The 14896-nt window shown below is 72.7% G+C and carries 14 protein-coding genes; 13 read left to right on the top strand and 1 reads right to left on the bottom strand.

What is annotated here, in order from left to right; translation table 11 throughout:
- Positions 1-41: 41 nt before the first annotated feature.
- The 13 genes from OG802_RS06800 to OG802_RS06740 all read left to right on the top strand — a co-directional run bounded on the left by OG802_RS06800 (position 42) and on the right by OG802_RS06740 (position 13897).
- The gene (locus tag OG802_RS06800; RefSeq protein ID WP_329408162.1) at positions 42-1019 is read left to right on the top strand and encodes a helix-turn-helix transcriptional regulator; all 978 of its coding nucleotides are present in this window, start codon (positions 42-44) and stop codon (positions 1017-1019) included.
- A gap of 18 nt (positions 1020-1037) precedes the next feature.
- Complete coding sequence (locus tag OG802_RS06795) at positions 1038-2099, top strand: helix-turn-helix transcriptional regulator (RefSeq protein WP_329408160.1); 1062 nt, start codon at positions 1038-1040, stop codon at positions 2097-2099.
- Complete coding sequence (locus OG802_RS06790; RefSeq protein ID WP_329408158.1) at positions 2096-2386, top strand: hypothetical protein; 291 nt, start codon at positions 2096-2098, stop codon at positions 2384-2386. Before OG802_RS06795 ends, OG802_RS06790 begins: the two co-directional genes overlap by 4 nt.
- A gap of 17 nt (positions 2387-2403) precedes the next feature.
- Entirely contained in the window at positions 2404-2598 is a 195-nt protein-coding gene (locus OG802_RS06785; RefSeq protein ID WP_329408156.1) for a hypothetical protein, read from the top strand.
- A gap of 292 nt (positions 2599-2890) precedes the next feature.
- Positions 2891-3178, top strand: a complete 288-nt coding sequence (gene tatA / locus OG802_RS06780) for a Sec-independent protein translocase subunit TatA (RefSeq protein ID WP_329408154.1) — start codon at positions 2891-2893, stop codon at positions 3176-3178.
- Between the two features lie 47 nt (positions 3179-3225).
- Complete coding sequence (gene tatC, locus OG802_RS06775) at positions 3226-4170, top strand: twin-arginine translocase subunit TatC (RefSeq protein WP_329408152.1); 945 nt, start codon at positions 3226-3228, stop codon at positions 4168-4170.
- A gap of 31 nt (positions 4171-4201) precedes the next feature.
- Positions 4202-5092, top strand: a complete 891-nt coding sequence (locus OG802_RS06770) for a diacylglycerol kinase (protein WP_329408150.1) — start codon at positions 4202-4204, stop codon at positions 5090-5092.
- Between the two features lie 88 nt (positions 5093-5180).
- Positions 5181-8033, top strand: coding sequence for a DEAD/DEAH box helicase (locus OG802_RS06765; protein ID WP_329408148.1), 2853 nt, complete (start codon positions 5181-5183; stop codon positions 8031-8033).
- 1211 nt (positions 8034-9244) lie between these two features.
- A complete protein-coding gene (locus OG802_RS06760) occupies positions 9245-10819 on the top strand; it encodes a sensor histidine kinase (RefSeq protein ID WP_329408146.1) in 1575 nt (524 codons plus the stop codon).
- A complete protein-coding gene (locus tag OG802_RS06755) occupies positions 10816-11223 on the top strand; it encodes a roadblock/LC7 domain-containing protein (RefSeq protein WP_256909876.1) in 408 nt (135 codons plus the stop codon). Before OG802_RS06760 ends, OG802_RS06755 begins: the two co-directional genes overlap by 4 nt.
- Entirely contained in the window at positions 11220-11660 is a 441-nt protein-coding gene (locus tag OG802_RS06750) for a DUF742 domain-containing protein (RefSeq protein WP_329408143.1), read from the top strand. The genes OG802_RS06755 and OG802_RS06750 overlap by 4 nt, the downstream gene beginning before the upstream one ends.
- Positions 11641-12261, top strand: coding sequence for a GTP-binding protein (locus OG802_RS06745; protein ID WP_190148710.1), 621 nt, complete (start codon positions 11641-11643; stop codon positions 12259-12261). The genes OG802_RS06750 and OG802_RS06745 overlap by 20 nt, the downstream gene beginning before the upstream one ends.
- A 76-nt stretch (positions 12262-12337) precedes the next feature.
- Complete coding sequence (locus OG802_RS06740; protein WP_329408137.1) at positions 12338-13897, top strand: cytochrome P450; 1560 nt, start codon at positions 12338-12340, stop codon at positions 13895-13897.
- On the opposite strand, the gene OG802_RS06735 is transcribed toward OG802_RS06740, so the two are convergent.
- Positions 13891-14880: an RluA family pseudouridine synthase gene (locus tag OG802_RS06735; RefSeq protein WP_329408135.1), complete on the bottom strand. Its 990-nt coding sequence runs from the start codon at positions 14878-14880 to the stop codon at positions 13891-13893. The genes OG802_RS06740 and OG802_RS06735 overlap by 7 nt on opposite strands.
- Positions 14881-14896 lie beyond the last annotated feature (16 nt).

Below are 14896 nucleotides of genomic sequence, written 5' to 3'. Positions count from 1 at the left end.
GGTCTCGATCGTAAGCACCATAGGGGAGGCGAAGGGCGTCGATGGCCATTGCCAAGGCCGAGCGGCTGATGAACCTGGCGCTGTGTCTGCTCGGGACGCGCCGGCCGCTCAGCAAGCGTGAGCTGCGCGACTCCATCGAGGCGTACGTCGAGACGTTCCGCGCCGGCGCCGGGGGTACGGGCTCGGACGACTCCTTCAACCGGATGTTCGAGCGCGACAAGGACGATCTGCGCGAGCTGGGCCTGGTCATCGAGACCGTGGAGAGCCTGGACGGCGAGATCGGCTATCTCGCGCGCCGTGACAGCAACCGGCTGCCGCCCATCACCCTCGACGCCGAGGAGGCCGCGGCCCTCGGACTGGCGGCCAAGGTGTGGCAGCAGGCCCGGCTGGCGGGCGCGGCCAGCGGTGCGCTGCAGAAGCTGCGGGCGGCGGGGCTGCCCGAGGACGTGGACCCCTACGAGGCCCATGGCGCGCTGGAGCCGCGGATCCCCGTGCACGAGGCGGCCTTCGAGCCGTTGATGCTGGCCTGCCGGGACCGCCGGCCGGTGGTGTTCGACTACCGCAAGGCCACCGCCGCGCGCCCGGAGCCGCGCCATGTCGAGCCGTGGGCGCTGGAGTGCTGGCGCGGCCACTGGTATCTGGCCGGTTTCGACCGTGACCGGGGCGCCGAGCGGGTGTTCCGGCTGTCGCGGATCACCGGCCGGGTGCGCTCGCGGGGAGCCGCGTTCACCGTGCCGGTTCCCGACGTCGTCACCGTGCGGGAGACGGTCGCGAGCTGGGCGGGGGAGACCGCCGACCGCAGCGCGCTGATCCGGCTGCGGACGGGTTCCGGGTACCCCTTGCGGGCGAAGGCCACCGCGGTGCGGGAACTCGGGGACGGCTGGGACGAGTTGGAGATTCCGTACGGGCACGGCCTGGACGCCTGGCTGGTGGAGTTCGGGCCGGACGTGGTGGTTCTGGAGCCGGCCGAGCTGCGGGCGGACGTCGTGGACCGGCTGCGGGCCGTGGCGAAGGGCTGAGGGGGAGCGAGCAACACAGTGGCAGGCAAACCGGTCAGGCCGGCGAACGCGATCGACCAGACCCGGCGGATGCTCTCCCTGGTGACGTATCTCAGGGAGCGGCCCGGCGCGCGCATCGAGGACGTGGCGCGCGCCTTCGGCATCACCGAGGACGAGCTGGTGTCCGACCTCGACGTGCTGCCCATGTGCGGGACGAGTTTCCGCGGCGGCGATCTCCTCGACATCGACACCGACGGCGAACGGATCTGGTGGCACAATCCGGCGGCGCTGGGCGCGGACGCCGCCGAGCCGCTGCGGCTGGCCGCCGACGAGGCGACGGCGCTGCTGGTGGCGGCCCGCGCCGTGGCCACGCTGCCGGGGCTGCGTGAGGGCGACCGTCAGGCGCTGCTGCGGGCCACGGCGAAGGTGGAGGCCGCGGCCGGCGAGGCGGCGGGGGCGAGTGCGCGGTTGTCGGTGACGTTCGAGTCGGAGGGCGGGGTCTTCGCGGACGTCGACCGGGCGATCTCCGAGCGGCGCAGGCTGTGGATCCGCTACTACTCGCCCGCCCGCGACGAGCTGAGCGAGCGCGAGATCGACCCGATCCGGCTGGTCAGCGTCGGGCACACCTATGTGGAGGCCTGGTGCCGCCGCTCGGAGGCGCGCCGTACGTTCCGGCTGGACCGGGTCGCCGAGATCAAGATCCTCGACGAGCCCTCGGCGCCGCCGGAGATCGAGATGCGGGACCTGTCGGAGGGGCTGGTGCAGCCGGCCGCGGAGGATCCCGAGGTCGTGGTCGAGGTGGGGCCGGGCGGCCGGTGGGTCGCCGAGTACTACCCGCACGACAGCGCCGATGAACTGCCCGAGGGCGGTCTGCGTATTGCCCTGCGTACGCCCGATCCGGCCTCGCTTCGACGGCTGGCCCTGCGGCTGGGCCGTGACGGCCGGATCGTGTCGCCGCCGGAGCTCGCGGACAGCGCCCGCCGGGCCGCCCGCGAGGCGCTGACGGCGTACGACGGGATCGAGGCGGGCGGCGCGCGGGGCGAGCCGGTCGCGGTGCCCGGCGAGAGCCGGTCCGAGGAACGGGAGCAGGGGGAGTCGTGAGCGAGTCGACGGCGTCCGGTGTACGGGGCATCTCGGTGGCTTCGGCGTTCGCGGGGATGCGCAGCGCGGCCCCGGTGCGGTTCAGAGCCGGGTGCCCGGACTGCCGGGGCGCCTTCGAGCTCGCCGCGAGCGCGCTGCGGCTGGCGATCGGCGCGTCGAGCCGCACGACCTTCTACTCGTTCACCTGCCCGGACTGCGGGGCGGCGGTGCGCAAGCCGGCCGGCGAGCGGATCGTGGAGCTGCTGGCCGGGGGCGGGGTCAGGACCCTGCGGCTGCACTCCCCGTAGGGGTCTAGGCTCGCCTCATGTTCTGGGCGATGTGCGCGATTGCGCTGGGTTTTGCAGGTCTCGCCGTCCTGGCGGTGTTCGCCGCGCGGGTCTTCGTCGAGGCGCAGCGGCTGGGGCGGCAGGTCGCCGAGTCCGCGCGCCGTGTCGACCGGGCCGCTCAGGATCTGGAGCGGGCGGCGGTGAGCGCGGCGCGGGCCGTGGACACCTTGTGAGGCCGTGGCGGCGGGATCCCGCGGGCGCACGGGAGCGCGGGACCGCTCCGGCGGGTCACGGGGTCCGTGTGTTTCGGGCCGCTTCGCCCTCCCGCGCCGACAGCAGCGGCAGGTACGCTGCTGGTCGCGGCTCGGAGAACGAGGCCCGGACCGCAGAGCGGGAGTACGCACGGGGATTGCCTGACGTTTACCCCTGAGCGTTACGATCGCTGTCAACACGATCGTTCGGACATGTGTCCGACCGGTCGGACGGCAAACCGCCCCCGCAGCCTCGGTGAGAAGGTAAAGACTTATGTTCGGAAGGCTCGGCGCCCCCGAGATCATTCTCATCCTCGTCGTCGTCATCCTGCTGTTCGGCGCGAAGAAGCTTCCCGACATGGCGCGCTCGCTGGGCAAGTCGGCTCGCATCCTCAAGAGCGAGGCGAAGGCGATGAAGGAGGACGGCGGCAGCACGACCACTCCCGCCGGCCCGCCTCACACCGACGAGCAGACCCCGGCGACACGCACCATCCAGGCCGCTCCCGGCGACGTGACCAGCTCCCGCCCGGTCACGGAGCCGACGGACACGACCAAGCGCTGACGCAGGGCCGGTGACCTCCGGCCCGCCGCACGAGATGGGAACGTGGGTTGCTGAAGTCTGCCCGCAAAGAGGAGAAAGACCCGGAGGGGCGGATGCCCCTCGCGGATCACCTCCGTGAGCTTCGCAACCGGCTCGCGAAGGCGATGCTGGCGATCATGGTCGGCGCGATCGTCGGCGCGATGTACTACCAGGACATCATCAACCTGCTCACGGACCCGATCCAGCAGTCCGTGGGATGCACCAAGCCCTTCACCGAGCTCGCCAAGCAGAGCGACGGGGCCTGCGGCAACATCACCATGTCGGGCCTCATGGGCCCCTTCACGTTGATGATCAAGGTGTCCCTCACCGCCGGTGTGGTGGGCGCGAGCCCGGTCTGGCTGTACCAGCTGTGGGCGTTCGTCGCTCCGGGGCTGCACCGCAGCGAGAAGAAGTACGCCATGGCCTTCGTCGCGGCCGGCTTCCCGCTGTTCATGGCAGGCGCCTGGTTCTCCTACCACGTGCTGCCCACGGCCGCCGACGTGCTGCTGGACTTCACCCCCGACAACGCCGTCAACCTGCTGCCGCTCGACGATCTGCTCGACCTCGTGACCCGCATGGTGATCGTGTTCGGCCTCTCCTTCGAGCTGCCGTTGCTGCTGGTCATGCTCAACCTCACCGGAGTCATCCGCGGCCGTCGGATGCTCGGCTGGTGGCGCGGCATGATCCTCGGGGTCACGATCTTCGCGGCCTTCGCCACGCCCACCGTCGACCCCGTGTCGATGCTGTCGCTCGCGGCGCCGATCGTCGTGCTGTACTTCCTGGCGGTGGGTTTCTCCCTCATGAACGACAGGCGCAAGAGCCGGCGCGAGGCCATGGGACCCGCCGACGACGAGGCGTCCGAGCTGGACCTCACCCCCGAGGACATCGGCGCGGTCGAGACGGTGGCCGCCTCGCGGGCGCTGCCGGAGCAGTCGAGCACGGACCGGGTCAACGGTTATGACGACGTGACCTGACAGACGTCGCCGAACTCGTAGGGTCGTCCTCGTGACCTGCGAGATCACCCTCTTCGTCAATCCCGCCGCGGGCCGCGGCCGGGGCGCCCGGGCGGCGCTGCCGGCCGCTTCCGCGTTGCGGGCGGCCGGCTACCGTGTGCGCACGATCGTCGGGCAGGACGCGGGGGACGCCCTGGCCCGGGCGCGCGCGGCCGTCGCGGACGGCACCGGGGCCCTGATCGCCGTCGGCGGGGACGGGCTGGCCCACCTCGCGCTCCAGGCCGTGGCCGGCACCGACACCCCCCTCGGGCTGGTCGCCGTCGGCACCGGCAACGACTTCGCCCGCGCCCTCGGCCTGCCCGTGCGCGACCCGGCGGCCGCCGCCCACCTGATCGCCGACGCCCTGAAGGCGTCCCGGATCCGCGAGGTCGACCTCGGCCGGGTGGGCGAGCGCTGGTTCGGCACCGTCCTCGCCTCCGGCTTCGACTCCCGCGTCAACGACCGCGGCAACCGCATGCGGTGGCCCGCCGGACGCGCCCGGTACGACCTCGCGATGCTCGCCGAGCTGGCCGCCTTCCGCCCGTTCGCGTACCGGATCACGCTCGACGACGGCGCGGTGCGGGAGGTCGAGGCGACCCTCGTCGCCGTGGGCAACGGCCCCTCCTACGGCGGCGGCATGCGGATCTGCCCCGGTGCCGACCTCGCCGACGGCCTGTTCGACGTCACCGTCGTCGGGGACTGCGGCCGGGCCACCCTGCTGCGGGTCTTCCCGCAGGTCTACCGGGGCACCCACGTCGACCACCCCCGGGTCACCGTGTACCGGGCCGCCCGGGTCGAGATCGCCGCCGAGGGCGTCTCCGGGTACGCGGACGGCGAGCGCCTGGCGGCCCTGCCGCTCACCGCGCGCTGCGTGCCCGGCGCGGTGCGCGTCGTCGGACCCTGAGCCGGGACGGGCCGGCCGGCCCCGCAGCCGGGCGGGAGTGCCCCCGTGAGCTGGGCGTACCCAGGTTTGGACGTACCCGATCCGGATAATGATCGTCCTGTTGTCAGTGCGGCCCGGTACGCTCGAAAGCACGATGACAGAGGATCTCTCACCGGCCGAGCGGTACGCGGCAGCACGTAAGCGCGCTGTCGAGCAGGCCACCGCACTCGCGTCCTTCCGCGAGATGTACGACTTCGGTCTCGACCCCTTCCAGATCGAGGCCTGCCAGGCGCTGGAGGCGGGCAAGGGCGTCCTGGTGGCCGCCCCCACCGGCTCGGGCAAGACGATCGTGGGCGAGTTCGCCGTCCATCTCGCCCTCCAGCAGGGCAAGAAGTGCTTCTACACGACGCCCATCAAGGCGCTGTCGAACCAGAAGTACTCCGATCTGTGCCGCCGCTACGGCAGCGACAAGGTGGGTCTGCTCACCGGCGACAACAGCGTCAACTCCGAGGCGCCGGTGGTCGTGATGACCACCGAGGTGCTGCGGAACATGCTGTACGCCGGTTCGCAGACGCTCCTCGGCCTCGGCCACGTGGTGATGGACGAGGTGCACTACCTCTCCGACCGCTTCCGCGGCGCCGTGTGGGAAGAGGTGATCATCCACCTGCCCGAGTCGGTCACCCTGGTGTCGCTGTCCGCGACCGTGTCCAACGCCGAGGAGTTCGGCGACTGGCTGGACACCGTGCGCGGCGACACCGAGGTGATCGTCTCCGAGCACCGGCCCGTGCCGCTGTTCCAGCACGTGCTCGCCGGGCGGCGGATGTACGACCTGTTCGAGGAGGGCGAGGGCCACCGCAGGGCCGTCAACCCCGACCTCACGCGCCTGGCCCGCATGGAGGCCTCCCGGCCCTCCTACCAGGACCGCAGGCGGGGGCGCAGTCTGCGCGAGGCCGACCGCGAGCGCGAACGCAGACAGCGTTCGCGCGTGTGGACGCCGGGGCGGCCCGAGGTCATCGAGCGGCTCGACGCCGAAGGGCTGCTGCCCGCCATCACGTTCATCTTCAGCCGCGCCGCCTGCGAGGCCGCCGTCCAGCAGTGCCTGTACGCCGGACTGCGGCTCAACGACGAGGAGGCGCGGGCCGAGGTCCGCGCGCTCGTCGAGGAGCGCACGGCGGCCATCCCCCGCGAGGACCTGCACGTCCTCGGCTACTACGAGTGGCTGGAGGGCCTGGAACGCGGCATCGCCGCCCACCACGCGGGCATGCTGCCGACGTTCAAGGAGGTCGTCGAGGAGCTGTTCGTGCGCGGGCTGGTCAAGGCCGTCTTCGCGACCGAGACGCTCGCCCTCGGCATCAACATGCCGGCCCGGTCGGTGGTGCTGGAGAAGCTCGTCAAGTGGAACGGCGAACAGCACGCCGACATCACCCCCGGCGAGTACACCCAGCTCACCGGGCGCGCGGGCCGGCGCGGCATCGACGTCGAGGGGCACGCCGTCGTGCTGTGGCAGCGCGCCATGAACCCCGACCACCTCGCCGGACTCGCGGGCACCCGCACGTACCCGCTGCGCTCCAGCTTCAAGCCGTCGTACAACATGGCGGTCAACCTCGTCCAGCAGTTCGGGCGGCACCGCTCGCGCGAGCTGCTGGAGACGTCGTTCGCCCAGTTCCAGGCCGACCGGTCGGTGGTCGGGATCTCGCGCCAGGTGCAGCGCAACGAGGAGGGCCTGGAGGGCTACAAGGCCTCCATGACCTGCCACCTCGGCGACTTCGAGGAGTACGCGCGGCTGCGCCGCGAACTGAAGGACCGCGAGACGGAACTGGCCAAGCAGGGGGCGGCCCAGCGGCGCGCGGAGGCCGCCGTGGCGCTGGAGAAGCTCAAGCCGGGCGACGTCATCCACGTGCCCACCGGCAAGTACGCGGGCCTGGCGCTGGTCCTCGACCCGGGCCTGCCCGCCGGACGGGCCAACGGGCACCGCGGCTTCGACCACCACGACGGGCCGCGTCCGCTGGTGCTGACCGCGGAACGGCAGGTCAAGCGGCTGGCGTCGATCGACTTCCCGGTGCCGGTCGAGGCGCTGGAGCGGATGCGGATCCCCAAGACGTTCAACGCCCGCTCGCCGCAGTCCCGCCGCGACCTCGCCTCGGCGCTGCGCACCAAGGCCGGGCACATCCCGCCGGAGCGGGCCCGCAAGCAGCGCTCCCAGGCCGCGGACGACCGGGAGATCGCCCGGCTGCGCACCGAGATCCGGGCGCATCCGTGCCACGGCTGCTCGGAGCGCGAGGACCACGCCCGCTGGGCCGAGCGCTATCACCGGCTGCTGCGCGACACCTCGCAGCTGGAGCGGCGCATCGAGGGGCGCACCAACACCATCGCCCGCACCTTCGACCGGATCGTGGCGCTGCTGACCGAGCTGGACTACCTGCGCGGCAACGAGGTCACCGAGCACGGCAAGCGGCTCGCCCGCCTCTACGGCGAACTCGACCTGCTCGCCAGCGAATGCCTGCGCGCGGGCGTCTGGGAGGGGCTCAGCCCGGCCGAACTCGCCGCCTGCGTCTCGGCGTTGGTGTACGAGGCCCGGATGAGCGACGACGCGATGGCGCCCAAGCTGCCCTCGGGCAAGGCGAAGGCCGCGCTCGGCGAGATGGTCCGGATCTGGGGCCGGCTGGACGCGCTGGAGGAGGACTTCCGCATCAGACAGACCGAGGGCGTCGGACAGCGCGAACCCGACCTGGGCTTCGCCTGGTCCGCGTACATGTGGGCCTCGGGCAAGGGACTGGACGAGGTGCTGCGCGAGGCGGAGATGCCGGCCGGCGACTTCGTGCGCTGGTGCAAGCAGGTCATCGACGTCCTCGGGCAGATCGCGGCGGCGGCCCCGGCCGAGAGCACCACGGTCGCGAAAAACGCGCGCAAGGCGGTCGACGCGCTGCTCCGAGGCGTCGTCGCCTACTCGTCGGTGGGCTGAGAGCGGACGCACGGCGGGGACGGGCGGCGGGGAGGGCGGAGGGGACACGCGCAGCACGGCTGCGTCGACGACTTCCCCGCCGAGGGGGCGCCCCCGTCGCTCGCAGGGGGCGCGCTCGAGATACGGCCTCGACGGGCGCGACCGCGTCCCCGACCCGCCGGGGAAGTAGGACACCGGGACGGGGGCGTCTCGTTCGGCGCCCGGGGTGACGCTGCCGCCGGAGCCCCTTCGAGCCGATGACGTCGAGGAAGCCGTCCGCGCGGACCCGCCCGGCCGCGCACTCACCTGCCCGCCAGGCCGCGCACCTGCCCGGCCACGTGTCGCGCGGTGCCCGGCCCGCGGAATCCCGCCGCGCTCGGAACTGACGGCTGCCGCTGGGAAGTTGCCCACCGCTTGTGGTCAGGTCGCGCCTTCGCGACCTCCTCCGCGACCTTCTTCGCCACACGGGCCCGCCGCCGAGCGCTCGCCGACACGGCGGCCATGCGCCCCTTGTCCAGTGCGGTGCCGAGTGCGTGGGGTGTGCCGGGCCTCCCGGCCGCTCAGTGGCACCACGGGGCGGGCGAGGAGGAACTGCCCTTCGCACTACCGGAGTCGAGGGTCCCCTCCTCGGTCGCTCGCCCGTGCGGGTGAATTCCTCGCTGATGGCGTGAGGCCTGCCGCGGCCCGGCTCCGGGAGTCGTGTCGCGCCGACCTGGAGCCGTCGTGCGGCGGTTCCCACGTGTTCGACGGCCTGGACCTGCTGCCCGACGCGAGCAGCGAACCTTTCGCCGGGTTCCATGCCGTGCGCCGAACTCAACGACGATCGTGGTGGGTTGGGCCGAGTGCCGGCGTATGCCGTGGCCGACGCGGTCCTGCGGGTCGTCCGGCTTCAGGCGTTCCGGCCACGGCGGGTCATCGTCGGCCCGCGGTCTCCTCATCCGTTCCGGTGAATTGATTCGCACACCCGTGCGGCGTCACCTGGCGCGTTCGAATCATCGCGGAGCGTGTAAACGAGCGAGGTTACTCCACGTGCGGAAGCGGTTTCAGGCGGTTGCCGAATATGACACGGCGATGATCCTGTCGGACTAAGCTCGCCCGCGGCGCACCGAGTTGAGGCGTATTCGTGCGCTTGTTCCCCAATATCCCGAAGATGCCGACAGATCCCTACAGAGGGTGCCCACATGGTGAGTGTTCAGTCCCCACCCGGTCGCCGAGAACTTCCCTACGCGCGCGTGCTGTTGCTGCCGGCGATACTGATGGCCGCGGCGACCGGAGCCGCCGTCGCCCTGGTGGCGACGCATGCCCGGCTCGCCGTCGGCGTCTGCGGAGCCGTCGCGACGCTCCTGGTGATCGCGGTGGGAGCCGAGTCGGTGCGCCGCGGCCGGCGCCTGAGGGAACTGCGCGCGCAGACCGACCAGCGCATCGCCCACCTGGAACGGCGCGTCGCCGACCACGCGCAGGAGAACCGCCGCCTCGCCACGGAGCACGTGCCGAGCGCCGTGGCCTGGCTGCGCGCCGGGAACTCGCCCCGGGAGGTGATGCGCGACCTCAGTCAGAGCGACCCGGCCTTCCGCGCACTCGACGACGCGCAGCGCGCCGTGGTCCGCACCATCCTCGACATCGTCGACCACGAGGAGTCCCTGCGCGACTCCGCCCAGCGCTCCTTCGTCAGCATCGCCCGCCGCGTCCAGGCCATCGTCCACCAGCAGGCGGCGGAACTGCGGGAGATGGAGGAGGACCACGGACGCAACCCCGAGGTCTTCGACGACCTGCTGCGCATCGACCACGGCACCGCGCTGATCGGCCGGCTCGCCGACTCCATCGGCGTCCTCGGCGGCGGCCGCCCCAGCCGCAACTGGCCGCAGCCCGTCCCGCTGTACAGCGTGCTGCGCGGCGCCATGTCCCGGATCCTGGAGTACCGGCGCATCCAGCTGGACTCCATCGCCAAGGTCAACATCCGCGGCCTGTCCGTCGAGCCGCTCATCCACGCGCTCGCCGAACTCCTCGACAACGCCACCCGCTACTCGCCGCCGAACAGCAAGGTGCACGTCAACGCCGTCGAGGTGCAGACCGGCATCGCCGTCGAGATCGAGGACGCCGGCGTCAGCCTCAGCGAGGAGGCCCGCGCCAAGGCCGAACGCATGCTGGAGCAGGCCATGGCGGGCGTCGACATCCAGGACGTCGGCGGCACCCCCCGCCTGGGCCTCGCGGTCGTCGGACGACTGTGCACGTCGTTCAACCTCCAGGTCTCCCTGCGCACCTCGGCCTACGGCGGCGTCCGTGCCGTCCTCATCGTGCCGAGCGAGATGCAGACCTCCGACCCCGCCCCCGGCTTCGCGCACGGCATCGGCGCCACCGCCGTCCCGCAGATCGACCTGAGCCAGATCGGCGAGGGCCCCAAGCGCCCGCCGAAGAAGCGCCGCCCCACCAACGCGCGCATCCCCGCCGGAGTGTCCCTGACCGACGACGAGGTGCCCGAGGTCACCGAGTGGACCGAGCAGGGCCTGCCGCAGCGCCGCAGCAAGACCACCATCTCCATCGCCCAGCGCTACCGGGAGGCGTACGCCGCCCAGGACGCCGCACGCGAGGGCAAGCCCGACCCGTTCGCGCGGCCCGAGCCGGAGCCGCAGCCCGAGGAGAAGCGGCGCGAGCCGGGGCTGGCCTTCGAGGCCTTCTGGGAGGGCCTGGTGAAGGCGGCCCCGCCCGGAGCGCACCCCACCGACTTCACCCGCAATCCCACCGCATACCTGCACCTGCTCGAAGACAAGGCCGAGACCGAGGCCGACGATGAAGGGGACCTCACGTGATCCAGCAGCGGCAAAACTTCGACTGGCTGCTCAAGGAGCTCTATGACGGGGTTCCCGGCATCGAGATGATCGTCGTGCTCTCGGCCGACGGACTGCGCATCGCCCGCTACGCGGGCGACCCCGACGCCGCCGACCGCGTCGCCGCCGCCTGCGCCGGCCTGCAGAGCCTGGCCGCCGCCGTGGGCCAGGAGATCCACTCCAGCAGCGGCGAGATGGACATGGTCGTCATCGACCTCAGCGGCGGCTACTTCTACATGATGTCGGCCGGCGCCAACGCCTACCTCGCCGTCCTCGCGGACGTGCGCTGCGAGGCCGGCCGGATGAGCGGCATGATGCGCGACCTCGTCGTCCGTATCGGCGCCCATCTGACCAGCCCGCCCCGCCGCAACGGGCAGAGCGTATGACCCCTCCGCAACGCCGCCGGCGACAACCCCTGCCCCAGTCGTCCCCGCCGCCCCCACCGGCCCCGCAGCCCGCGCCGCCCCCGGCCGACGGCCAGGACGGCGGCGAGGGGGAGGGCAAGAACCCCGAGCGGCTGTACATCATCACGGGCGCGGACGGCGAACGCGCGCCCGTCGACCTCGTCACCCTGATCGTGGCGCGCGCCGAGGCGCCCTCGTCGGCGCCGCCGGAACAGTCGGCGGTGCTGCGGATGTGCGCCGCCCCGCTGTCCGTGGCCGAGATCTCGGCCTACCTGCGCCTGCCGTTCAGCGTGGTGACGGTCCTGCTCACCGAGATGCTGGCGGCCGAACTCGTCCAGGCGCGGGCCCCCATCGTCCGGCAGCAGCTCCCCGACCGTTCCCTCCTCGAAGCGGTGATGCATGGACTTCAACGGCTCTGACACGATCCCCGGCCCACGGGCCGAGGACCACCTGCCGCACACCACGACGGCCGCGGCGAAGATCGTCATCGTGGGCGGCTTCGGCGTCGGCAAGACCACCATGGTCGGCTCCGTCAGCGAGATCAGGCCGCTGACCACCGAGGAGACCATGACCCAGGCGGGCATCGGGGTCGACGACGACTACGGCTCCGAGACCAAGACCGCCACCACCGTGGCCATGGACTTCGGCCGCATCCGCATCACCGAGCAGGTCGTCCTCTACCTCTTCGGCACGCCCGGCCAGGAACGCTTCTGGTTCCTGTGGAACGGGCTGTTCGAGGGCGCGCTCGGCGCGGTCGTCCTCGTCGACACCCGCCGCATCGAGGTCAGCTTCGAGGTGATGGGCCGGCTGGAGGAGGGCGGGGTGCCGTTCGTCGTCGCCGTCAACACCTTCCCCGACGGGCCCCGTTACCCCGTCGAGGACCTGCGGGCCGCCCTCGACCTGCCGCCCGAGATCCCCATCGTGGAGTGCGACGTCCGCCGGCGCGCCTCCAGCCGGGACGTCCTGATGACCCTCATGCGCTTCCTGCACTCCCTGGCCCTCAGCCGCAGCCTCACCTGACCCGCACGGCCCCACCGACCACCGGCACCGGATCCGGCACCACACCGGGTCCGGCACAGTTTCGGAGCGACCCCCTGTGACTCCCGAACACCCCACCCCCACCGGCCCGCACGACCTCGCCCTGGACCCGCCGTCCGGCTGCCCCGCCCACCACCGGGGCCCCGGCGGACTGGCCCGCCTCTACGGCCCCGGCGCGGAGGACCTGAACGAACTCTACGAGCGGCTGCGCGAGGAGTACGGCCCCGTCGCGCCGGTCCTGCTCCACGACGACCTGCCGATGTGGATGGTCCTCGGCCACGCCGAGAACCTGCGCATGGCGCGCACGCCCTCGCTCTTCACCAAGGACAGCCGCATCTGGTCGCAACTGCTCCAGGGCAGGGTCCGGCCCGACCACCCGCTCATGCCGCACATCGCCTGGCAGCCCATCTGCGCGCACGCCGAGGGCGAGGAGCACAAGCGGCTGCGGGGCGCGGTCACGGCGGCCATGGCGACCATCGACGACCGCAGTGTGCGCCGCTACATCAACCGCTCCACCCAGCGCCTGGTCAACCGCTTCTGCGAGCTGGGCCGCGCCGACCTGGTCCGCGACTTCGCCGAGCACCTGCCGATGGCCGTGATGTGCCACATCCTCGGCATGCCGGACGAGTACAACGACACGATGGTGCACTCCGCCCGCGACGCGCTCAAGGGCAGCGAGACCGCCGTCGCCAGTCACGAGTACGTCGTCGAGGCGCTGGCCCGGCTGACCGCCCGCCGCCGCGCCGAGCCGGAGGACGACTTCACCAGCCACCTCATCACCCACCCGGCAGGGCTCACCGACGACGAGGTCAGGGAGCATCTGCGCCTGGTCCTGTTCGCCGCCTACGAGAACACGGTCAACCTGCTCTCCAACGTCCTGCGCATGGTCCTCACCGACCCGCGCTTCCTCGCCCGGCTCAACGGCGGGCAGATGACGGTGGCCGAGGCCGTCGAGCAGTCCCTGTGGGACGAGCCCCCGTTCAGCACCATCTTCGGCTACTTCGCCAAGCAGGACACCGAGTTGGGCGGCCAGCGCATCCGCCGGGGCGACGGCCTCTTCTTCGCGCCCGCGCCCGGCAACGTCGACCCCCGGGTGCGCCCCGACCTGTCCGCGCACATGCAGGGCAACCGCTCCCATCTCGCCTTCGGCAGCGGTCCGCACGAGTGCCCCGGCCAGGACATCGGCCGCGCGATCGCCGACGTCGGCGTCGACGCGCTGCTGACGCGACTCCCCGACGTGCAACTCGACTGCCCCGAGGACGAGTTGCGGTGGACGATGTCGATCGCGTCGCGGCACCTCGTCGCGCTGCCGGTGCGCTTCGAGCCCAGGGACCAGCAGGACGTCAAGCACAAGCCGAGCCACGCCCCGATCCCGCCGCAGCGTCTGACGCCTCCGGCGCCCGCGCCCGTGCGGTCCGCCCCGGCAGCGGCCGCCGAGCCGCCGGCCGCTGCGACGCCGACGCCCGTCCACGCGCCGATCCCGACGGCGCCGACGTCCGCGCCCGTGCCCGGCGCCGCGCCCGCGTCACCGTCCGGACCGGACGTCCCGCACCCCGCCGGGCCGGTCCGCCGGCCGAACGCCTGGCGGCGCTTCCTGGCCTGGTGGCGCGGTTACTGAGCCGCTCCCGGCCGCGGCGCGTCCGGCGGCCGCGGGCCGGCGGCCCAACGGTCGTACGCGGTCCAGGCCTCCAGGACGCGCCCGCTGCGCAGCAGGTGCCGCCTGCCCGTGACCGGATCGGTGAACTCCAGCTCCCGCGCCAGCAGTTGCAGCGGCCGCCGGAAGTCGCCGGCCGGTCCGGGACCGGCCACCACGGGGTACAGCGGATCGCCGAGGATCGGCACGCCGAGCGCGTTCATGTGGACGCGCAGCTGATGGGTCTGGCCGGTGGCGGGCAGCAGCCGGTACCGGCCGAGCCCGCGGGCCCCGTGCTCCACCAGCTCGACGCGGCTCACCGCGTTGGGCTCGCCCGCCACCTCGTAGGCGGCCAGGACGCCCCGCTCCTTGACGATCCGGCTGCGCACCGTCCGCGGCAGGGCGAGCGCGGGATCGTACGGCGCGACCGCCTCGTACACCTTGCGCACCCGGCGGTCGCGGAACAGCGTCTGGTACGCGCCGCGGTCCTCGGGACGCACGACGAACAGCACCAGACCGGCGGTGAGCCGGTCGAGCCGGTGCGCGGCGCCCAGCGCGGGCAGGCCCAGTTCGCGCCGCAGCCGGGCCAGCGCGGTCTCGACGACATGGCTGCCGCGCGGGGTGGTCGCCAGGAAGTGCGGCTTGTCGGCGACGACCAGGTGCTCGTCGCGGTACACGATCTCCAGCGGGAACGGCACGGGCGTCTCGGGCGGCAGCTCGCGGTGGTACCAGACGAACGTCCCCGGCGTGTACGCCGTCTCCGCCGTGACCGCCCGTCCGTCGGCGTCGACGACCTGCCCGGCCTCCAGCATCGCGTCCACGACCGGGGCGCGCGCCGCGCCGAGCCGCTCGACCAGGTGCTCGCGCACGGTGGCCCAGGAGCCCTCGCCCGGCAGCCGCACCCGCACCGGGTCGACGCCGTCGCGTTGCGGTAGGGGAGGGGGCGGGGGCGGCGTGCGGCGTCTCATCGGGGTCCAGCGTACG

The organism is Streptomyces sp. NBC_00704, from assembly GCF_036226605.1.
Classification (GTDB): domain Bacteria; phylum Actinomycetota; class Actinomycetes; order Streptomycetales; family Streptomycetaceae; genus Streptomyces.
The sequence above is the reverse complement of the archived record's forward strand: the minus strand, read 5'-3'. Positions and strand labels throughout refer to the sequence as shown.

Bases quoted from the DNA above. Each gene is read 5' to 3' on its own strand.
- OG802_RS06800 (WP_329408162.1), top strand. From the start codon at position 42: ATGGCCATTGCCAAGGCCGAGCGGCTGATGAACCTGGCGCTGTGTCTG.
- OG802_RS06785 (WP_329408156.1), top strand. From the start codon at position 2,404: ATGTTCTGGGCGATGTGCGCGATTGCGCTGGGTTTTGCAGGTCTCGCC.
- tatA (WP_329408154.1), top strand. From the start codon at position 2,891: ATGTTCGGAAGGCTCGGCGCCCCCGAGATCATTCTCATCCTCGTCGTC.
- OG802_RS06765 (WP_329408148.1), top strand. From the start codon at position 5,181: ATGATCGTCCTGTTGTCAGTGCGGCCCGGTACGCTCGAAAGCACGATG.
- OG802_RS06750 (WP_329408143.1), top strand. From the start codon at position 11,220: ATGACCCCTCCGCAACGCCGCCGGCGACAACCCCTGCCCCAGTCGTCC.
- OG802_RS06745 (WP_190148710.1), top strand. From the start codon at position 11,641: ATGGACTTCAACGGCTCTGACACGATCCCCGGCCCACGGGCCGAGGAC.
- OG802_RS06735 (WP_329408135.1), bottom strand. From the start codon at position 14,880: ATGAGACGCCGCACGCCGCCCCCGCCCCCTCCCCTACCGCAACGCGAC.